The sequence below is a fragment of the Ochrobactrum vermis genome, from assembly GCF_002975205.1.
GTDB classification, from domain to species: domain Bacteria; phylum Pseudomonadota; class Alphaproteobacteria; order Rhizobiales; family Rhizobiaceae; genus Brucella; species Brucella vermis.
This window is the reverse complement of record NZ_PCOC01000002.1, coordinates 678,703-698,290: the sequence shown is the minus strand read 5'-3', so window position 1 is coordinate 698,290 and position 19,588 is coordinate 678,703. Positions and strand designations below refer to the sequence as shown.

Here is a 19,588-nt window from a genome sequence, read left to right as displayed (position 1 = left end):
ACAGGGATCCGTTTCCATCGTGCGATACGGATCCTGTCAGGAGGAAGTGCTTTATGAATGAAGTAGCAGATTACATCATAGTTGGGGCTGGCTCGGCTGGCTGCATCGCGGCCAACAGGATCAGTGCGGACCCTTCGGTTACCGTTCACCTGCTGGAAGCCGGCCGCAAGGATAGCAATCCATGGATTCACGTTCCGGTTGGCTATTTTCGCACGATGCACGACCCCAACTATGACTGGTGTTATCAGACAGAACCGGATTCAGGATTAAACGGACGCAGCCTGAACTGGCCTCGGGGCAAGGTGCTCGGCGGCTCGTCTTCGCTCAACGGTTTGCTTTACGTCCGCGGCCAGAAAGAGGACTATGATCGCTGGGCACAGTTCGGCAATTCCGGCTGGTCCTGGCAGGATGTGGGGCCCATTTTCGAGAGTTTCGAAACGTTTCATCGCCCGGCCGCCGCAGACCGTGGCACCACAGGTGAGCTGCAGGTGTCGGACCCGCGCCTGAAGCGGGCAATCTGCGAAAAGTGGATCGATGCAGCCCGCGCGAATGGCTACAATTACAACCCCGATTATAATGGGGCAACGCAGGAGGGCGTGGGGCATTTTCAGCTGACCATGCACAAAGGACGCAGATGTTCTTCTGCAGCCGCATTTTTGCGCCCGATCCGTCATCGAGAGAACCTGACCGTCGAAACCGATGCCCATATCATGCGTGTCGTCATCCAGAACAGCCGCGCGACGGGCGTAGAGTATCAGCGTCCAGACGGCACCCGCCGCACGATTCATGCCAGACGTGAGGTCATCTTGTGCGCGGGAGCAATCGGCTCACCGCAGATACTCATGCTGTCTGGCATAGGCCCAGCCGAACAACTGGCCGCTCACGGCATTTCTGTCCATCGCGACGCGCCGGAAGTGGGCCAGAACCTGCAGGATCATCTGCAGGCTCGACTGGTTTTCAAATGCAACGAGCCGACACTCAATGACGAAGTTCGCAGTCTTTTCAAGAAGGCTGCCATTGGTCTTGAATATGCGCTGTTTAGAACCGGCCCCATGACGATGGCCGCCAGTCTGGTCTTCGGATTTGTCAAGACGCGACCTGAACTTGCCACGCCGGATATTCAGTTTCACATCCAGCCATGGTCGGCAGACAGCCCCGGCGAAGGTGTGCACCCTTTCTCTGCCTTCACCCAATCTGTGTGCCAGTTACGGCCGGAAAGCCGTGGAACTGTCGCCTTGCGTTCGAGCAACCCGTTCGATCATCCAGTCATTCAACCCAATTATCTGGCGACAAGAAACGACCAGCAGACATTGGTCGAGGGAATTCGCATCGCACGCAGCATTGCCCGGACTGAACCTCTCAAGTCTGCAATTGCGCAGGAATTCCGACCGACAGCTGATCTCGACGGCGATGACGAATTGCTTGATTGGGCACGAAGCAATTCCACCACGATCTATCATCCGACCGGCACCTGCCGGATGGGTGTCGATGAACGCTCTGTTGTCGACCACCGGCTGCGTGTGCGCGGCATTGAAGGTCTGCGTGTCGCAGACTGTTCGATCATGCCGGAAATCGTCTCCGGCAATACAAATGCACCAGCGATGATGATCGGCGCAAAACTCGCCCAGATGGTCCTTGAAGACAGGAAAAACGCGTTAACGGCACAGAACGCCACCGCGCCAACCTATGAAAAAGTAGCTTAGGAGAATTCACTGCCATGAAAATGACGACGGAAGAAGCGTTTGTTAAGGTTCTGCAGATGCATGGGATAGAGCATGCATTCGGGATCATCGGTTCTGCGATGATGCCGGTTTCGGATCTGTTTCCGAAGGCAGGCATTACGTTTTGGGATTGCGCGCATGAGACCAATGCGGCGTTGATCTGTGACGGCTATACGCGGGTGACCGGCAAGATGGGCATGGCGATTGCCCAGAACGGTCCGGGCGTGACCGGCTTCGTCACCGCAATCAAGACGGCCTACTGGAACCACACGCCGATGCTGCTGGTCACGCCGCAGGCTGCCAACAAGACCATTGGTCAGGGCGGCTTTCAGGAAGTGGAACAGATGGCGCTGTTCGAGGATATGGTCTGCTATCAGGAAGAAGTGCGTGATGCGACCCGCATTCCCGAAGTACTGAACCGGGTGATCGAGAAGGCTTGGCGCGGTTGCGCACCGGCGCAGATCAATGTTCCGCGCGATTTCTGGACCCAGGTCATCGATGTCGATCTGCCGCAGATCGTGCGACTGGAACGCCCCAGCGGCGGGCGCGATGCCATTGCCGAGGCTGCAAAGCTTCTGACGGAAGCAAAGTTCCCGGTTATCCTCAATGGCGCCGGCGTCGTCATCGGCGACGCGATATCGCAATCCATCGCACTTGCCGAAAGGCTCGATGCACCGGTCTGCTGCGGCTACCAGCACAATGATGCCTTTCCCGGCACCCATCCGCTTGCCGCAGGTCCGCTCGGCTATAATGGCTCCAAGGCCGCGATGGAACTGATCGCCAAAGCCGATGTGGTTCTGGCGCTCGGCACCCGCCTCAATCCGTTTTCGACGCTGCCCGGCTATGGCATCGACTACTGGCCGAAGGACGCCAAGATCATCCAGATCGACATCAATCCGGATCGCATCGGCCTCACCAAGAAGATCACGGTCGGCATTTGCGGCGATGCCAAGCAGGTCGCGCAGCAGATCCTCGACCAGTTGGGCGCCAATGCGGGCAATGCCGGTCGCGACGAGCGCAAGCAGCTCATCCATCAGCGCAAATCCGCCTGGCTGCAGCAGCTTTCATCGATGGATCACGAGGATGACGATCCGGGTACACATTGGAATGCCGGTGCACGTGAACGCGAGAAGGAACGCATGTCGCCGCGACAGGCATGGCGCGCCATTCAGGCCGGCATGCCGAAGAACGCCATCATGTCCACCGATATCGGCAATAACTGCGCTATCGGCAACGCCTATCCAAGCTTCGAGCATGGGCGCAAATATCTGGCGCCCGGCATGTTCGGTCCCTGCGGTTACGGCTTCCCGTCCATCGTCGGCGCCAAGATCGGCCAGCCCGACACGCCGGTGGTCGGCTTTGCCGGTGACGGGGCGTTCGGCATCTCCATGAACGAGATGACCTCCATCGGCCGCAAGGGCTGGCCTGCGATCACCATGGTCATCTTCCGCAACTATCAGTGGGGTGCCGAAAAGCGCAACACGACGCTGTGGTACGACAACAACTTCGTGGGAACCGAGCTCAACCCCAATCTGAGCTACGCCAAGGTGGCGGATGGCTGCGGTCTCAAGGGGGTGACTGTCGATAGCCAGCAGGCGCTCACCGAGGCCTTGCAGACGGCAATCGACGATCAGGCCAAGGGCGTGACCACCTTCATCGAGGTGGTGCTCAATCAGGAGCTGGGCGAACCTTTCCGCCGCGATGCGATGAAGAAACCCGTCACCGTGGCCGGTATCGACAAGGCCGACATGCGCCAGCAAATGCCTGTCTGAACCAGTCCGTCAGTGATCAGGCCGGGAGGACAAATCTCCCGGCCATTCCAGAGAAACATACATCCATGCTGCCGTTGGAAAAGATTTTTGAGAAAGCGCGTTTGAAGCCACGTCACATCGTGCTGGCCGAGGGCGAGGACCCGCGTATCATCGATGCGGCGCTGCGTGCCGAACAAGAAGCCATTGCCCGCATCACGCTGCTGGGGTCGCAAAGCATCATCGGCGGACAGATCGACGGTTCAAAGATCGCGATCATCGATCCCAAAACATCGGACAGAAGCGCGGATTACGCGCAAAAACTTTACCGGCTGCGTCAGGCCAAGGGCATGACCGAAGAACAGGCCGCGGCAATGGTGAAGACGCCGCTCGGCTTTGCCGCCATGATGGTGCGGGAAGGCGATGCGGACGGAACGGTCGCCGGCGCGGTAGCGACGACAGCCGATGTGGTGCGCCACGCCCTGCAGATCATCGGCAAGGCCGAAGGCGCTTCCCTCGTCTCGAGCTTCTTCCTGATGCTGCTGTGCCAGTCGCACCATCAAAAGAAAGGCGCTTTCGTCTTTGCCGACTGTGGCCTCGTGGTGGAACCGGATTCCGCCCAGCTTGCCGATATCGCCATCCAATCGGCAGATTCATACCGCCAGCTGACCGAAAAGGACGCAGCCGTTGCCATGCTGTCCTTCTCCACCGGCGGCAGCGCCGCGCATGAACGCGTGTCGAAGGTCGTTCAGGCAACCCGCACGGTGCGGGACCGCAAACCCGATCTGTGCATCGACGGTGAACTGCAGTTCGACACCGCTTTCGTGGAGGCAATCAGCCATGCCAAATCACCGGGTTCACCGCTGAAGGGCAACGCCAATGTCTTCGTCTTCCCCAATCTGGAAGCCGCCAATATCGGCTACAAGATTGCCCAGCGCATCGGGGGAGCACAGGCCATCGGCCCCGTGCTCCAGGGCCTCGCCAAACCCGCAAACGACCTCTCGCGCGGCTGCTCCGCCGACGATGTCCTCCACATGATCGCTATTACAGGCAATCAGGCAATGTGAGGGACAAGCAAGCCGTGTTGTCTGGTTAGCGGAGGGGCTTCTTCATGATCAACGGTCCATCCGATGCGGATGCTGTGTATCGCATTACTACCCGGATCGTCCGGGACTTAACAGGCGTTTTGTCCGCACATTCATTCAACGCCTGTTGGGCGCTGATTGCAAATTCTCGACCTGCGCGCCGAACTGGCTGATACTCGACAGTCACGATGCGCACCAGCTCGCCCTCGGCATTATACGTAACCTCGAAAGTTGCGGACGCTCGTTGATAGTCCATGTCCTCGGGCAACTTCCAGCACTTGGAAGCCATATCGGCGACCAATTGCGCGTCGTTTGCTGCGGCTGGGAACACGGGAAGCAGCAGCAGAATGGTTCCAACGACGCTGGATCTAAGCATGTTTCTCCCTTACGAATTAGCTAGTTATGATCTCATTCTTATAGGTAGTCCTTGAATCGCAAAGGTGCCAGTCCGGAGAGGTTCATGGCTGGAGAAGTAGCATGTTACAGAGCCAAATCTTTCCTGATTTCCCTGTTCATCCTGAGTTCATACGCCAGGTTTCAGGATGCGAACTTGAAAGGAGTACGCAGAATGAACCTAATTAAAGGACTGATCGCCGGTGTTCTCGGTGTCGGAATGCTGATCGGAGCGGGCGCAGCAAACGCGGCACCAACGCTCAATGTCGCAAAGCCAGACGTGAGTTCGAATGTCGAACAGGTCCGGGACCATCGGGGCCATCATTCACGGAAACACTGGAAAAAACAGCATCATTACAAGCGAAACCATTGGCGTTCGCATAACCGCCATTATCGTGGACCGCGCTGGCATTCACACCGCCATTACAGGCACAATACTTGGCGTAACCATCACAGACACCACTATTACAGTGGGCCACGTGTGAGGCGGGGGCACTATTAGAGCGCATCCCGAAAAGTGTGAAACGGTTTTCGGAACAAGATGCATGTTAGAACAAATACTGAGAGCGTCGATCTGATTTAATCAGATAGAAACGTGCTCTAATGACGGGGGCGTGCTACCGCGCCCTGCTACCTTCGGTGCAGCCTCTTGCTCATTCATCCTTCATTGAGCAGGAAGGCTGCTTCGAAGGCTTGGAGTTGATCCCCAGGCAACTCCGGCCCTATCCTGACGATACACAGTGTTCCCTTGAGTGATTGAAGCAACGCGGTTCATATCGCCTCGTTATTTTGCCATTTGCCTCGGCCAACCAACCCACGCCGCTCAAGACGAACGAGCACCATCGTTTCATCTGATCATCCCATGCAGAAGGCGTTTAATCAGCGGCTGAACAGGTTTCGCAATTGAAACAATTATCTTCATTTGACTTTCCTTTTGTTTTCGATTTTCATTAATTCACTTTCACACCAGCAAAGGCTGAACGTGTGATCGAGCGGAGGAACATGTCAGTTGCGAATGCGCGTGCCCTCTTTTCAAATAATAGCGATATCAACTTTCGGGATATCGCGAGAACTGCAGTCAAACGGGGCTACGTCAGTGCTCTGACCGACGCGAAATGTTTTGACGCCGGCCCGCCGCTCATGCCTATTAGAGGCAATGATGGCGCTCTGCGCTATCGTCAAAATTGCGAACTGTCTGCTTATCAAAATAAGCCCAACCGAAATTGTTCAAACACAGAAGATGCCACTGCTTGTCGTGCTGCCTCACGTGAAGGCTCGCGCTTGTTGAGCGCTTGGTGCTGTGCTGTGGTATGTTGGACAGGGTCTTTGGGGAAACACCGGTGTGTCAACACCCTCACCAAGGTTGAAGCACGCGCGCTTCTTGAACACGTGACGAAACTGGCCGCAAAACATAAATTGTTGGGAAGACGCAGACCGAGCAAGTTGCTCATAAAGGGTAAGGCACAATCCCTGGAAGTCCATATTGAGGGGATTTGCCAATAAGCGCAATAATTCCGACGGTTGGAGGAGGCCTCGGGACATATGCTGGAATTGCGAAATATCACAAAAATAGTGGGAGGAGAGACTCATATCCATCCCACAAGCCTCATTCTTCCACGCGGGAGCCTGAATGTCCTGCTCGGCCCCACCTTGTCCGGCAAGACTTCACTGATGCGTCTGATGGCGGGACTGGACAAGCCAAGCGAGGGCTCGATCCTGTTCGACGGGCAGGATGTTACCGGCATGCCCGTGCAGAAGCGCAATGTGGCGATGGTCTATCAGCAGTTCATCAATTACCCGGCCTTGACCGTCTATGAGAATATAGCCTCGCCGATGCGCATTGCCGGCACGGCACAGTCGGAAATCGACAGCGAGGTTCGCAAGGCCGCAGACCTTCTCAAGCTGTCGCCTTATCTGGATCGCACACCGCTCAACCTTTCCGGCGGCCAGCAACAGCGCACGGCGATTGCCCGGGCCATCGTGAAAAAGGCCAATCTGGTTCTGCTCGACGAACCGCTGGCTAATCTCGACTACAAGCTGCGTGAGGAATTACGCGAAGAATTGCCGCGCATCTTTGCCGAATCCGGCGCGATCTTCGTCTATGCAACGACCGAACCTTCGGAAGCCCTGCTGCTCGGCGGCAATACGGCTGCGCTCTCGCAAGGCCGCATCACCCAGTTTGGCCGTACAATCGACGTTTATCGCCGCCCTCTCGACCTCATCACAGCGCGCACATTTGCCGACCCACCGTTAAACACGGCGCGCATGGTCAAGGCAGGCGACCGTTTCCTGCGGGCTGATCGCCCTGCCCTTCCCGTGCCGGGCCAGTTGGCCAGTATAAGCGACGGTCCACTGACCATCGCCTTTCAGCCGCATCACCTGCTTGTTCGCCCAACCGAGAACACAACCGTTCCCATTCGGGCACGTACGCTGGTGTCCGAAATCGCCGGATCGGAGAGCTTCATCCATCTCGATTACGAAGGAGACCGGTGGGTCATGCTGGCGCATGGCATCCAGACCATTGAACCCGACCGCGAAATCGAAGTCTATCTCGACACGCGACACCTGATGGCATTCGACGAATCCGGCCGTGCGGTCGGCCATACGGTCGATCTGGCGGCATAGGGACGCGACGATGGCACGTATCACTCTCGATCATATCCGCCATGCCTATAATGCGAAGGCACAGGCTGCAGGCGAATATGCGCTCAACATGGTCAATTATGAGTGGGAGGACGGCAGTGCCTATGCGCTGCTCGGCCCTTCCGGCTGCGGCAAGACAACTCTGCTCAACATCATCTCCGGCCTTCTGCAGCCAACCGAGGGACGTATCCTTTTCGATGGCCAGGACGTGACCGGACTTGCTACCGAGGATCGCAATATTGCGCAGGTTTTCCAGTTTCCTGTCGTCTACGATACGATGACTGTTTTCGACAATCTTGCTTTTCCGTTGCGTAATCGACGTATGCCGGAACCGGAAGTGCAACGTCGCGTCAAGGACATTCTGGAAATGACGGACCTCGGCGGTATTGCTGCGCGGCGCGCGCGCGGACTGACCGCCGATCAGAAGCAGAAGATTTCTCTGGGTCGAGGGCTGGTACGCGCGAATGTAAACGCGATTCTTTTTGACGAACCGCTGACAGTTATCGATCCGCACATGAAGTGGATGTTGCGTTCGCAACTGAAGCGCATGCACCGTCAATCGGGTTTCACGATGGTTTATGTCACGCACGACCAGACCGAGGCACTGACATTCGCCGACAAGGTCGTGGTGATGCACAACGGGGAAATCGTACAGATCGGCACCCCGGCGGAATTGTTCGAGCGTCCGAAGCACACATTCGTCGGCTATTTCATCGGCTCGCCGGGCATGAACCTCATGCCGGCCCGGATTGAAGGCCGCACCGCGACAGTGGGTACACAAACCATTCCGCTGCCCGGCGCACCGCAGATTGGCGATGCAACACGTGTCGAATTGGGTATCCGGCCGGAGTTTGTCAGGCTCGTCCGTGAAGGTCTGCCGATCCGCGTCGACAAGGTCGAGGATATCGGACGTTACCGCATCGTGCGGGCGGGCTTCGAGGGGCAGAAACTGGCCATCGTGATCGGCGAGGATGACGAGGTGCCCGCTGATCCGCATGTGACCTTCGATCCGAAGGCAATCGGCATTTTCGCGGATTCCTGGCGCGTGAGAATGGAGGGCTGATCGTGGAAAAAAGCTGGAACAACAAGGCCTGGTTCATGGTACTGCCGGTGCTGGTGCTGGTCGCCTTTTCCGCCGTCATTCCGCTCATGACAGTGGTGAATTACTCGGTGCAGGATACGTTCGGTAACAACCAGTTCTTCTGGGCCGGAACAGACTGGTTCGAACAGATTCTTCACTCCGGTCGCTTCTGGGACGCGCTCGGGCGCAATCTCATTTTTTCATTCATCATCCTGGCCATCCAGATACCTCTTGGTATCCTGATTGCGCTCAACATGCCCAAAAAGGGCTTCTGGGTCCCGGTGTGTCTGGTCACCATGGCATTGCCCTTGCTGATCCCGTGGAATGTCGTCGGCACGATCTGGCAGGTTTTCGGACGCAGCGACATCGGCTTGCTCGGCTATTACGCCAATTGGCTCGGACTGGATTACAATTACGTCAACGATCCGTTCGATGCCTGGGTAACGGTCATTGTTATGGATGTGTGGCACTGGACCAGCCTCGTGGTGTTGCTGTGCTATGCGAGCCTCGTATCCATCCCCGATGCTTATTATCAGGCCGCGAGAATTGACGGAGCCTCGCGCTTTTCGGTGTTTCGTTACATCCAGCTTCCCAAGATGAAGCGCGTTCTGCTGATCGCAGTTCTGCTCCGGTTCATGGATAGTTTCATGATCTATACCGAGCCTTTCGTGGTGACCGGCGGCGGGCCGGGCAACTCGACGACATTTCTGTCGATCGATCTGGTCAAAATGGCCTTGGGGCAATTCGATCTAGGCCCGGCAGCGGCCATGTCACTGATCTACTTCCTCATTATCTTGCTCCTGTCGTGGGTGTTCTACACCGTCATGACAAGCCATGATCAGGAGGTGTGAGATGAACGCCGTACACGGAACTTCTGTAGGAACCTCTGCGGGCGGGGCGCCTGCCATTGTGCCGGTTGCAAGCACCATCAAACAGCGATCGAACAGACGCGATACGTCACGGTTCGGCTGGTTGATCCCGACGATCTATATCGTGTTATTGCTGATCCCGATCTACTGGCTTATCAATATGAGCTTCAAGACCAATCAGGAGATCCTGACGTCGCTGACGCTCTTTCCACATGAGCCGACGTTGCAGAACTATCGCGCCATCTTCACTGACTCCGCCTGGTATTCGGGTTATATCAACTCGATCATCTATGTCGTCATGAACATGGTGATTTCAGTTTCGGTAGCGCTACCTGCGGCTTATGCTTTTTCACGCTACAATTTCCTGGGCGACAAACACCTTTTCTTCTGGCTGCTGACCAACCGTATGGCACCACCGGCAGTGTTCGCCCTGCCGTTTTTCCAGCTCTATTCGGCGTTCGGGCTCATCGATACGCATATCGCAGTCGCACTCGCGCATTGTCTGTTCAACGTGCCGCTGGCAGTGTGGATTCTGGAAGGCTTCATGTCGGGCGTACCGAAAGAAATCGACGAAACAGCCTATATCGACGGCTATTCGTTTCCGAAATTCTTCGTGAAGATTTTCATGCCCCTGATCGCGTCAGGCATCGGCGTAGCAGCTTTCTTCTGCTTCATGTTCTCTTGGGTGGAATTGCTAATTGCGCGCACGCTCACGACGACAGACGCAAAGCCTATCGCCGCCACGATGACGCGCACGGTTTCCGCTGCGGGCATGGATTGGGGGCTGCTTGCCGCCGCCGGTGTATTGACGCTGATACCCGGCGCGCTGGTGATCTGGTTTGTCCGCAATTACATCGCCAAGGGCTTCGCCCTGGGGAGGGTATGACAATGTTTCATATGCCCGACTTTTCCTGGATGGCCTGGACCTGGCAGACGGCGGCGTTTTTCAGCGCCATAGCGTTTCTGTTGCTGGGCATGTGCGTTTGGGAATATGCCTCGCCCGGCGGTTCGCCGCGCAACGGCATCCTTCGGTTCGAAACAACACGAGGCGACCGTTTGTTCATCTCGCTGCTTGGCAGCGCATTCATCAATCTGGCATGGCTTGGACTGGTTGGTCCGAACCTTTGGTGGGCTCTTGCCATTTCAGTGGTCTACGCCGTCGGCGTGTTCCGCTTCGTGTGAGAAATCCGGAGCGGATTAAATCCGCTTCATGCAGTAGTGGGCTCGGGGGACATACCGCGCTCGGAAGTCGATATGCAATGCACTCGCAAGCTTTGGGAGGATCAACATGCGACGGCATCTAATGACGACGACGGCACTCATTGTGCTGGCAATGACGGGCTCTGCTTTGGCCGGAATGGACGAGGCGAAGCAATTTCTCGAAAAGGAAATCGGCGATCTTTCATCCCTGTCGCGCGCCGATCAGGAAAAGGAAATGCAGTGGTTCATCGATGCGGCCAAGCCTTTCCAGGGCATGGATATAAAGGTCGTTTCGGAATCGCTGACCACTCACGACTATGAATCGAAAGTGCTGGCACCCGCATTTACCGCCATCACCGGCATCAAGGTCACGCACGACATCATTCAGGAAGGGGATGTCGTCGAAAAGATCCAGACCCAGATGCAAACCGGCCAGAATCTTTATGACGGCTGGGTCAACGATTCCGATCTGATCGGCACACACTGGCGCTATCAGCAAGTGCGCAACCTGACCGACTTCATGGCCAATGAAGGCAAGGATGTTACCAATCCGGGCCTTGATCTGGACGACTTCATCGGCAGCAAGTTCACCACCGCTCCGGACAAGAAGCTCTACCAGCTTCCCGACCAGCAGTTCGCAAACCTCTACTGGTTCCGTTACGACTGGTTCAACGACGAAAAGAACAAGGCCGACTTCAAAGCCAAGTATGGCTACGATCTCGGCGTTCCGGTCAACTGGTCGGCATATGAGGATATCGCCGAATTCTTCACCGGCCGCGAGCTCGAGGGCAAAAAGGTTTACGGCCATATGGACTATGGCAAGAAGGACCCGTCACTCGGCTGGCGCTTCACCGATGCCTGGCTCTCCATGGCCGGTAACGGTGACAAGGGCTTGCCGAACGGCCTGCCTGTCGATGAATGGGGCATCAAGGTCGATGACCAGTCGCGTCCGGTCGGTTCGTGCGTTGCGCGCGGCGGCGACACCAACGGGCCGGCTTCGGTCTACGCCATTCAGAAATATCTCGACTGGATCAAGGCCTATGCTCCGGCGGAAGCCCAGGGCATGACCTTCTCTGAATCCGGTCCCGTCCCGTCGCAGGGCAATATTGCCCAGCAGATATTCTGGTACACGGCGTTCACCGCAGACATGGCCAAGCCCGGACTGCCAGTCGTGAACGAGGACGGAACGCCCAAATGGCGCGTCGCTCCCTCCCCGCACGGTGTTTACTGGAAAGACGGCATGAAGCTTGGCTATCAGGACGTGGGGTCGTGGACACTGATGAAGTCTACTCCGGATGACCGCGCCAAGGCTGCCTGGCTCTATGCGCAGTTTGTGACGTCCAAGACGGTCGATGTGAAAAAGAGCCATGTGGGTCTCACCTTCATCCGTGACTCGTCCATCCATCACCAGAGCTTTACGGACAGGGCACCCAAGCTCGGCGGTCTCGTCGAGTTCTATCGATCTCCGGCCCGGGTACAGTGGTCGCCAACCGGCACCAACGTCCCTGACTATCCAAAACTGGCTCAGCTTTGGTGGCAGGCGATCGGCGATGCATCATCAGGCGCGAAAACGGCGCAGGGGGCGATGGATTCGCTTTGTGCGGAACAGGAAAAGGTGCTCGCGCGTCTGGAGCGTGCAGGGGTTCAGGGTGACATCGGACCGAAACTCGCCGAGGAACACGACATCGAGTACTGGAACAAGGATGCCGTTTCCAAGGGCAACCTCGCTCCGCAGTTGAAGATAGAAAACGAGAAGGAAAAGCCGGTTACAGTCAATTACGATGAATTGGTCAAGAGCTGGCAGAAGTAAGTCTTCCGCACAAACACCGTCACGAACCTGTTGGAACTGACGGATGGATATGGGAACCGCATTGCGTCACCGGGTCGACGCAATGCGGTTTTTCCGACCAGAAACATTGTCCCAACCTTCCGGCTGTTGCGCATGAAGCAGAACCTGAACTGAATACGTTACAGCCTGTTTCGATCTAATTGAACCAGATCGGCGCCCTTACAGCCTGTCTGAACGAACATCTTGTCCGAAAACCGTTTTACACTTTTCGCAATGGGCTCCAACACATCCCGTCGACGAACCGCGGCGACATGCAATCGTCGAGCATCAAAAGCTTGCAAGTGACGGCATTTCTGCATCGACGATCAAAGCCATATATCGGCGTCTGTATGAGCAGCGTCATCTGGGCAGTGATGCCATGCAGGCCGCCTTGCTTCCTTACCGGGAAGTTCTCGACCTCAAGCAGGATGGCGCCAGCCTGTCAATTGTGATGCGCAACGGTTTCGATGGCACAATCGAGATGCTCAGCGCAGATCATCTGACTTTTGCTACGGGCTACAAATTTTCACTGCCTGAATGCCTCTCTGCAATCCAGCATCGCTTGTCAGTTGTCGAAGGCAGGTCTTTGCGTGTCGGTGCGGATTTCGCTTTCGATTGGAACGGGTCTGTCGACCGCCGGATTTTTGTACTCAATGCTGGCAGGCTTTCCCATGGCATCGCAGAACCACAATTGAGCCTGATGGCTTGGAGGAGTGCGGTTATAACGAACGCACTTCTGAACCGCGCCCATTTCGACCTTGACCTTCCCGATACGGCGATCCGCTGGACGAACGGCGAATTACGTTCCGAGCCGTCACAACTGAGGCTGGGCTGAATATCGAGCACGGCTCGATGCACGCCAGAACTTAAAATGTAGTTCCTGAATATAGGCAGCATGATATTTCATCCCGACATTCTTCTGGTCAGTATTCATCCATATTGACAAGAAAAACCGCATAATATCCTATCGTCTTGTTCCGTTCCGTCGGAACGGTTTCATTAAAAAGGGAGGACAGAATGGATATCAGGCCGTCTATCTTTGCCTGGACTTTAACCTTTTCGCTAACAATATCTAGCGTTGCATTTTCGCAGGAGCCTCGCACGAAAGTCATCCTGGACGCTGACATGGTCGAGCTATTCGATGATGGTACGGCCATGCTCCTGCTGGAGCGGGCCCCCAACATCGATCTGCTCGGCGTGACTGTCGTTTCGGGGAATACGCCCATGCCAGCGGGTGTGGCCGCAGGTGTCCGACAACTGGAAGCGCTCGGCTCCGACGTGCCCATCTATGAAGGCAGCCGATACGGCATTCGCAACTGGCGCGGAAATCGGGCAAACCCGGAAGTTCTGGCAGCCGAATTGCAGATCAGTCCTATCACAGGCTGGGGCGGTTATCTGCGACCGGATGCCGGCAATGAGATCGATGCGGATCCCACGGCAAAATGGTCCGACGTCTATAAGCACAAATATGGCGAGGCGCCATCCTATAAACGGGTATATGGCCTGGATAATCCCGACCCGGATGGTAACAAGGACGCGGTGGACTTCCTCGTCGACACCGTCAACAAATATCCCGGCCAGATTAAACTGGTAGCAATCGGCCCGCTCACCAATATTGCGCGGGCCATCCTCAAAGACCCGAGCTTTCCATCGAAGGTCGCTGAAATTGTTTATATGGGTGGCGCGTTCTATGTTCCTGGAAATTCGTCAGCGTCGGCGGAGTTCAACTGGTGGGCCGACCCCGAAGCCGCCAAGATCAGTGTCCGGGCAAAATGGGGCGATCCGAACTCCGAATCCTTCAAAGCATATGGCAATCAGGTGATCTCCGGTCTGGAAGCCAACGAACACACGGGCGGAATGCCGGAGGACCTGTATCGGAAAATGGTCGATAACAGCCCTCCCGGCATTCAGAAGCTCTGGCTTGCAAGGGAGGAAAAAATCAAGACGCAGAGCGGAACCACATTCGGGCCCGACAATGTATGGGACTTGTTTGCCGCCGCCTATGTTATAGATCCGTCAATCGTTCTGGCCTGGAACAACGCCCCTCGCCCGAAGGGCGGTGCAGCGGCACCTGTCAGCGGTGTATATATTGACGTGAATACAGAGTTGGGCCTGGACTATGGCCGAAGCCTTGCTTTCACCAACAATGATATTGGAGGCAATGCAGAAGCAAAACCGGGACCGGTCGGCACGCAAAAGGCTGCGATTCAGAACTACATCGATGAAGACAAGTTCTGGAAAGAAATCGTAGTTCCGTTGACCACCAGTTCGAAGAAATAACGCAAGCTTCCGCCCGGCGCGATTTGAAACATAATGCGCCGGGTTCCAGAGCGCATCCCGAAAAGTGTGAAACGGTTTTCGGAACAAGAGGCGCGTTAAGACAAACAGTTGAGACGCGCCGATCTGATCGATGGCCCCTGCAACTGGCTCCGACCTACTCCTCCTATCTTACCGTCAGCGAACCCGTCGCAATAGCCTCTCACGATAGGTATCGACGATCACGGCGAGGATGATCACTGTGCCGATGATGATCGGTTTGTAATTATCGCCGATGCCGAGCAATTGCAGGCCGGTTGCGAGCACCTGCAGGATACAGGCACCAGCCAGCGTGCCGACGATTGAACCTTTGCCACCGAACAGGCTCGTCCCACCGATGATGACGGCCGCGATCGCATTGAGTTCGTAGCCGACCCCTGCAATCGGACTTCCGATGTTCAGGCGCAGGAGATAAACTATCGCAGCTATGCCCGCAGTGACGCCTGAAATGACAAAGGCAGCAGTCTTGTAGGCGTCGGGATTGTGTCCCGACAAGCGCACCGCCTCGTCATTGGCGCCGACCGCATAAATCATGCGACCAAAGACGGTGAAGCGCAAAACGAACCATCCAACAGCAATCACGGCCACTGCGATCAGGAAAATCGACGGCAGGAACCCGCCGACAATCAGATTTCCGAAATCGACGAAGCCCTGCGGAAGACCGGTAATGGTGGAATTGTTCGACACCACCCGCGCCGCGCCGGCGGCGATATTCAACATGCCCAGCGTCACGATGAAGGACGGGATTTTCCAGTAGGTCGACACCTTGCCATTAATGAACCCGCAAAGCCCGCCAACGGCAATGCACGCCAGAACGGCCAGCGGGATTGACAAGGCCGGATCCAGACCGGACGTCATGATAAGAGCGCCCACGACCGTACATAATGCGAGAACCGAGCCGACTGAAAGGTCAATGCCGCCTGTCAGGATGACAAAAGTCATGCCCGCCGCAAGGACTGTGTTGATGGCGATCTGAACGAAGATTTTCAGCGCATTGCCCGGCGTTGCGAAATAGGGGGCGGTGACGGAAAATACCAGCGTAATCAGGATCAACGCCAGAAATACCCCGGCATCACGCAGCAGAAAGCGCTTCAGTTTCTGACGATCAACAGCGCCGGGATGTCGGGTGGGTGAGGAAGTGGGCTCTGTCATGCGTGAACATGCTCCTGATAAGCAAGCGAGAGAATGCGCTCCTGGTCAAATTGCGATCGGTCCAGTTCCCCCACCAGCTTGCCGTTGGAGAAAACGATGATGCGGTGGCACATGCCGATCAGCTCGGGCAAATCCGAGGAAATCATCACGATGGCCTTTTGGCTCGCCGCCAGCATCCACAGAAGCTGATAGATTTCGCGCCTTGCGCCAACATCGACCCCACGTGTCGGCTCATCCAGTATCAGTGTGGACGACCCACGGAACAACCATTTTGCCAGAACCACCTTTTGCTGATTGCCGCCGGAGAGATTACGCACCGGCGTGTCGATTGAAGCCGTCTTGACGCGCAGCCGCTCGATAAGCTCGGTCACAGCGGTTTTCTCAACATCGCTGTTCAACAAACCACCATGCGAAATTTTTTTCAAATCCGTGATCGTGGCATTGATGTACACAGGCATATCCAGCAGCAAGCCCTGGCTTTTGCGGTCTTCGGTCAGGAAACCGAGACCGTTGCGCACAGCATCGCGCGGGTCGCGGATCGTTACCGGCCTGCCATCGACATCGATCTCCCCAGCAGATCTGGGATCGGCGCCGAAGATCGCACGCATCACTTCGGTACGACCCGACCCGACCAGACCGGCAACACCCAGAATTTCACCTTGTCGGACCGAGAACGAAACCGGTGGGGCCTTGCTGTTGCGCTTCACCCCCTTCAACTCCAACGCGACGGAACCTAGCTTTATATCGGCGTTGAAGCTGTACTCGTCCGCGATGTCGCGACCAATCATCATACGCACCAGATCCGGCACACTCAGTCCCTGCAGGTCGCGCGTCTCGACCAGACGCCCGTTGCGCAGCACCGTTACGCGGTCGCCAATTTCGAAGACCTCATGCAGACGGTGGGAAATGTAGATGATCGTGACACCCTTCGCCTTCAGGCGCTTGATGATCGCAAACAGCCGCTCGATTTCCGGCGGGGTCAATGTCGCCGTCGGCTCGTCCAGAACCAGCAGTTTGCTGTCATAACCGAGCGCCTTGGCGATTTCGACCAACTGCATTTGCGCAACACCCAGTTCCGAAACCGGCATGCGCGGATCGACCGCCAGGCCAACCTCGGCCAGCAACTCATCGGCACGCCGGTTCAGCGTTGCTCGATCCAGGATGCCGAAACGCCTCGGCAGGCTCTCCAGCATCAGATTTTCGGCAATGGAAAGATGCGAAAGCAGGTTGAGTTCCTGATGAACGATGCGAATACCCTGAACCTGCGCATCGTGCGGGGTCTTTGGCCTATAGGGACGGCCATTCAGAAAAACTTCACCGGTATCGGGCTGATAGATGCCCGCGAGAAGCTTGATGAGGGTCGATTTACCCGCGCCGTTTTCGCCTAGGATGATATGCGTCTCACCGCGCTGCAGCTCCAGCGCTATACCGTTCAGTGCAACCACACCCGGAAAAGTCTTGCCGACATTTTCCAACCTCAAAATGGCGTCGGCTGACTGCATGTCTGTTCCTGCCTGCCGGATGAAGAGGAGCGGCGCTTGGAGCGCCACTCCATGATTGGCAATATTTCAGAGATCCTGGGCGGTGATCAGCTTGATATCCGTCTTGACCCAGCCAGAAAATTTCTCGCCCGCCAATTCCTTAAGGCCGTAATCTATGCCCATGGCCGCCATCTGCGCACCAAACTGATCGACGGTGGCCAACATCTTGCCATCCTTGATCAAGGGCTGGACAGCAGGAATATTGTCGAAACCCACGACCTTTATCTGACCTGATTTTCCGGCAGCATCCAGCGCCTTCACGACGCCGAGTGCCATGGAATCATTGGCGGCCATCACACCCTGAATGTCCTGATATTGGGTCAGGAAGTTAGTCATCAGCGTGTTGGCCTCTTCCGTCTCCCAATGCGCTGTCTTGGAATCGAGCAGTGTCAATCCGCCTTCAGCCACGGCATCATCAAAACCCTTCTTGCGCTCCTTGGCATTGTCGGCTTCCGGGTTGCCTTCAAGGATCACCACCTTGGCCCCTTTGCCCAGATCCTTGGCGAGCGCCATGCCGGCAAGCTTTGCGCCCTCGCGATTGTCAGGACCGAAAAAGGCAAGATCGACACCGGCCTGCTTCTTCGCCTCTTCATCAAGCGCCACGTCAATATTGATGACCTTGATTCCGGCTTCCAGAGCCTTCTTCACCGGCGTCACCATGGCTTTGGAATCGGCTGGAGCCAGCACAATCACGTTGAACTGCTGTGTGATAAAATTCTCGACCGCATCGACCTGGGCGGCAAAATCCCGCTCATCCTTCATGCCGACAGCAGCGAATGAGAACTTGTCGGTATTTTTGGCGGCATAGTCCTCAGCGCCAGCCTGCATCTGCTTGAAGAACTCGTTGGCGAGCGACTTCATAACCAGACCGACTTTGGGTTTGTCCGCTGCAAAAGATGGCAAGGACGGTAGAAGCAGAGCGCCTGCGCCCAGTGCACTCGATGTTATAAACTGGCGTCGTGAAATTGAAACCCGACCCAGCCCTGTAAAAATGGAACCTTTAGTCATGAATTCCTCCCCTCACTTCAGTAATATTCTGCCGTGTTACTGCAGCGTAGTGCGGGCGATAGAATACTGTCAAGACGGCAAGTTAAAGGGAGATGAGTGATATGAACCGCACTGCAATCCGGCTACATGCGGATTGCTATCACAGGATGTTCGCGGTGTTAGGAGAATTGACCATCATCACCGGAACCGGTGACCGGCTGGCAGGTTGTTGGCGATGGCGGGCGCAAACCAACAATGGATAGGTGCCATGTACAAATTTTTGGCAATCGTAGCTGTAACTATGTCGGCTCTCGTTTCAACCGTTCCCGCACACGCACAAAGTATTGAAATCGGCCCCAATGGTATCCAGGTCAATCCTGACGGGGATCGGCGGCCCAGCCGCGATGAAATCAGCGAACGTCAGGCGGCAAGAATTGCGCGCAGCGAAGGGTTGGATGAAGTCGATGGCGTTTCAAGACGTAGAAACGTCTATATTGTCCGGGGAATAGACCGCCGTGACAACGAGATGCGTGTGGTCATTGATCGTCGCACCGGCGAAGTCCTCGAAGTGCGCTGACCGCACTGCCAAGATGAGCAATAGCCGCGCCACACCAGAGGTCGCGGCTTATCACCGCCTTGCCTGTCATGAACGCGTATTTCCGCCGCTCGACATGAGCAACGTAGAACACCATCAAAGGAAAAAAGACCGGTATTGAACGACGCCATACAAATATAGTATGAGTGACATCAACGAATTGGGCGGGACATAAAATACATCGGCAGGAGAGCCATCTATGTCACCGAAGCTCAAAGCCGCTCTCGTCGGAGCAATCATTGCAATTGTCGTAGGCTTAGCCGCATCGCAGGGGCTAATTAGCCAGCAGACGGCAGAAGAAATCAAATCCAAGACGAATGAGGTTCTTGCGGAAGATCCTTCAACGACACCTCAGCAGCCTGATCCTGCAACGACCGAGGCTTCACAGCCCCAGCAGAATGAAACACCAGCCCAGTAGCGTTCGGTCCG

General features: G+C 56.0%; 18 protein-coding genes. 14 read left to right on the top strand and 4 right to left on the bottom strand.

What is annotated here, in order from left to right; genetic code table 11:
• The first annotated feature begins 53 nt into the window (after positions 1-53).
• The 3 genes from CQZ93_RS17600 (at position 54) to pta (ending at position 4,536) form a co-directional block, all read left to right on the top strand.
• A complete protein-coding gene (locus CQZ93_RS17600; RefSeq protein ID WP_105543897.1) occupies positions 54-1,703 on the top strand; it encodes a GMC family oxidoreductase in 1,650 nt (549 codons plus the stop codon).
• Positions 1,704-1,717: 14 nt separating this feature from the next.
• Positions 1,718-3,493 carry a sulfoacetaldehyde acetyltransferase gene (gene xsc, locus CQZ93_RS17595; RefSeq protein WP_105543896.1) on the top strand — a complete coding sequence of 592 codons (1,776 nt, stop codon included), beginning with the start codon at positions 1,718-1,720 and terminating at the stop codon, positions 3,491-3,493.
• A gap of 65 nt (positions 3,494-3,558) precedes the next feature.
• A complete protein-coding gene (gene pta, locus CQZ93_RS17590; protein WP_105543895.1) occupies positions 3,559-4,536 on the top strand; it encodes a phosphate acetyltransferase in 978 nt (325 codons plus the stop codon).
• 25 nt (positions 4,537-4,561) lie between these two features.
• On the opposite strand, the gene CQZ93_RS17585 is transcribed toward pta, so the two are convergent.
• On the bottom strand, positions 4,562-4,930 hold the full coding sequence (locus CQZ93_RS17585; RefSeq protein ID WP_105543894.1) for a hypothetical protein: 369 nt from the start codon (positions 4,928-4,930) through the stop codon (positions 4,562-4,564).
• A gap of 307 nt (positions 4,931-5,237) precedes the next feature.
• Here CQZ93_RS17585 and CQZ93_RS17580 point away from each other — a divergent pair, with 307 nt between their 5' ends.
• From CQZ93_RS17580 to CQZ93_RS17540, 9 genes are all read left to right on the top strand, one after another.
• On the top strand, positions 5,238-5,432 hold the full coding sequence (locus tag CQZ93_RS17580) for a hypothetical protein (RefSeq protein ID WP_105543893.1): 195 nt from the start codon (positions 5,238-5,240) through the stop codon (positions 5,430-5,432).
• Positions 5,433-6,489: 1,057 nt separating this feature from the next.
• Positions 6,490-7,572, top strand: coding sequence for an ABC transporter ATP-binding protein (locus CQZ93_RS17575; RefSeq protein ID WP_105543892.1), 1,083 nt, complete (start codon positions 6,490-6,492; stop codon positions 7,570-7,572).
• Between the two features lie 10 nt (positions 7,573-7,582).
• The gene (locus CQZ93_RS17570) at positions 7,583-8,653 is read left to right on the top strand and encodes an ABC transporter ATP-binding protein (RefSeq protein ID WP_105543891.1); all 1,071 of its coding nucleotides are present in this window, start codon (positions 7,583-7,585) and stop codon (positions 8,651-8,653) included.
• 2 nt (positions 8,654-8,655) lie between these two features.
• Positions 8,656-9,522: a carbohydrate ABC transporter permease gene (locus tag CQZ93_RS17565; RefSeq protein ID WP_105543890.1), complete on the top strand. Its 867-nt coding sequence runs from the start codon at positions 8,656-8,658 to the stop codon at positions 9,520-9,522.
• 1 nt (position 9,523) lies between these two features.
• The gene (locus CQZ93_RS17560) at positions 9,524-10,426 is read left to right on the top strand and encodes a carbohydrate ABC transporter permease (RefSeq protein ID WP_105543889.1); all 903 of its coding nucleotides are present in this window, start codon (positions 9,524-9,526) and stop codon (positions 10,424-10,426) included.
• A 2-nt stretch (positions 10,427-10,428) separates the two neighbouring features.
• Positions 10,429-10,722 carry a DUF2160 domain-containing protein gene (locus tag CQZ93_RS17555; RefSeq protein WP_105543888.1) on the top strand — a complete coding sequence of 98 codons (294 nt, stop codon included), beginning with the start codon at positions 10,429-10,431 and terminating at the stop codon, positions 10,720-10,722.
• 106 nt (positions 10,723-10,828) lie between these two features.
• Entirely contained in the window at positions 10,829-12,550 is a 1,722-nt protein-coding gene (locus tag CQZ93_RS17550; protein ID WP_105543887.1) for an ABC transporter substrate-binding protein, read from the top strand.
• A 178-nt stretch (positions 12,551-12,728) separates the two neighbouring features.
• Positions 12,729-13,403 carry a SidA/IucD/PvdA family monooxygenase gene (locus CQZ93_RS17545; protein ID WP_339561765.1) on the top strand — a complete coding sequence of 225 codons (675 nt, stop codon included), beginning with the start codon at positions 12,729-12,731 and terminating at the stop codon, positions 13,401-13,403.
• A 182-nt stretch (positions 13,404-13,585) separates the two neighbouring features.
• Positions 13,586-14,848: a nucleoside hydrolase gene (locus tag CQZ93_RS17540; protein ID WP_105543886.1), complete on the top strand. Its 1,263-nt coding sequence runs from the start codon at positions 13,586-13,588 to the stop codon at positions 14,846-14,848.
• 174 nt (positions 14,849-15,022) lie between these two features.
• Here CQZ93_RS17540 and CQZ93_RS17535 read toward each other — a convergent pair whose 3' ends face one another.
• The 3 genes from CQZ93_RS17535 to CQZ93_RS17525 form a co-directional block, all read right to left on the bottom strand.
• On the bottom strand, positions 15,023-16,036 hold the full coding sequence (locus tag CQZ93_RS17535; RefSeq protein ID WP_105543885.1) for an ABC transporter permease: 1,014 nt from the start codon (positions 16,034-16,036) through the stop codon (positions 15,023-15,025).
• Positions 16,033-17,538 (bottom strand): sugar ABC transporter ATP-binding protein, encoded by a 1,506-nt coding sequence (locus CQZ93_RS17530; RefSeq protein WP_105543884.1) that lies wholly within the window; start codon positions 17,536-17,538, stop codon positions 16,033-16,035. The genes CQZ93_RS17535 and CQZ93_RS17530 overlap by 4 nt, the downstream gene beginning before the upstream one ends.
• A gap of 66 nt (positions 17,539-17,604) precedes the next feature.
• Positions 17,605-18,585: a sugar ABC transporter substrate-binding protein gene (locus CQZ93_RS17525; protein WP_105543883.1), complete on the bottom strand. Its 981-nt coding sequence runs from the start codon at positions 18,583-18,585 to the stop codon at positions 17,605-17,607.
• Between the two features lie 247 nt (positions 18,586-18,832).
• Here CQZ93_RS17525 and CQZ93_RS17520 point away from each other — a divergent pair, with 247 nt between their 5' ends.
• Positions 18,833-19,141, top strand: a complete 309-nt coding sequence (locus CQZ93_RS17520) for a PepSY domain-containing protein (protein WP_105543882.1) — start codon at positions 18,833-18,835, stop codon at positions 19,139-19,141.
• A gap of 217 nt (positions 19,142-19,358) precedes the next feature.
• The gene (locus CQZ93_RS17515; RefSeq protein ID WP_105543881.1) at positions 19,359-19,577 is read left to right on the top strand and encodes a hypothetical protein; all 219 of its coding nucleotides are present in this window, start codon (positions 19,359-19,361) and stop codon (positions 19,575-19,577) included.
• The last annotated feature ends 11 nt before the right edge of the window (positions 19,578-19,588 follow it).

Excerpts from the sequence above, each read along its gene's own strand:
- CQZ93_RS17540 (WP_105543886.1), top strand. The coding sequence starts at position 13,586 with ATGGATATCAGGCCGTCTATCTTTGCCTGGACTTTAACCTTTTCGCTA.
- CQZ93_RS17530 (WP_105543884.1), bottom strand. The coding sequence starts at position 17,538 with ATGCAGTCAGCCGACGCCATTTTGAGGTTGGAAAATGTCGGCAAGACT.
- CQZ93_RS17560 (WP_105543889.1), top strand. The coding sequence starts at position 9,524 with ATGAACGCCGTACACGGAACTTCTGTAGGAACCTCTGCGGGCGGGGCG.
- CQZ93_RS17555 (WP_105543888.1), top strand. The coding sequence starts at position 10,429 with ATGTTTCATATGCCCGACTTTTCCTGGATGGCCTGGACCTGGCAGACG.
- CQZ93_RS17525 (WP_105543883.1), bottom strand. The coding sequence starts at position 18,585 with ATGACTAAAGGTTCCATTTTTACAGGGCTGGGTCGGGTTTCAATTTCA.
- xsc (WP_105543896.1), top strand. The coding sequence starts at position 1,718 with ATGAAAATGACGACGGAAGAAGCGTTTGTTAAGGTTCTGCAGATGCAT.
- CQZ93_RS17585 (WP_105543894.1), bottom strand. The coding sequence starts at position 4,930 with ATGCTTAGATCCAGCGTCGTTGGAACCATTCTGCTGCTGCTTCCCGTG.
- CQZ93_RS17580 (WP_105543893.1), top strand. The coding sequence starts at position 5,238 with ATGTCGAACAGGTCCGGGACCATCGGGGCCATCATTCACGGAAACACT.
- CQZ93_RS17600 (WP_105543897.1), top strand. The coding sequence starts at position 54 with ATGAATGAAGTAGCAGATTACATCATAGTTGGGGCTGGCTCGGCTGGC.
- CQZ93_RS17515 (WP_105543881.1), top strand. The coding sequence starts at position 19,359 with ATGTCACCGAAGCTCAAAGCCGCTCTCGTCGGAGCAATCATTGCAATT.
- CQZ93_RS17535 (WP_105543885.1), bottom strand. The coding sequence starts at position 16,036 with ATGACAGAGCCCACTTCCTCACCCACCCGACATCCCGGCGCTGTTGAT.
- CQZ93_RS17550 (WP_105543887.1), top strand. The coding sequence starts at position 10,829 with ATGCGACGGCATCTAATGACGACGACGGCACTCATTGTGCTGGCAATG.
- CQZ93_RS17575 (WP_105543892.1), top strand. The coding sequence starts at position 6,490 with ATGCTGGAATTGCGAAATATCACAAAAATAGTGGGAGGAGAGACTCAT.
- pta (WP_105543895.1), top strand. The coding sequence starts at position 3,559 with ATGCTGCCGTTGGAAAAGATTTTTGAGAAAGCGCGTTTGAAGCCACGT.
- CQZ93_RS17520 (WP_105543882.1), top strand. The coding sequence starts at position 18,833 with ATGTACAAATTTTTGGCAATCGTAGCTGTAACTATGTCGGCTCTCGTT.
- CQZ93_RS17570 (WP_105543891.1), top strand. The coding sequence starts at position 7,583 with ATGGCACGTATCACTCTCGATCATATCCGCCATGCCTATAATGCGAAG.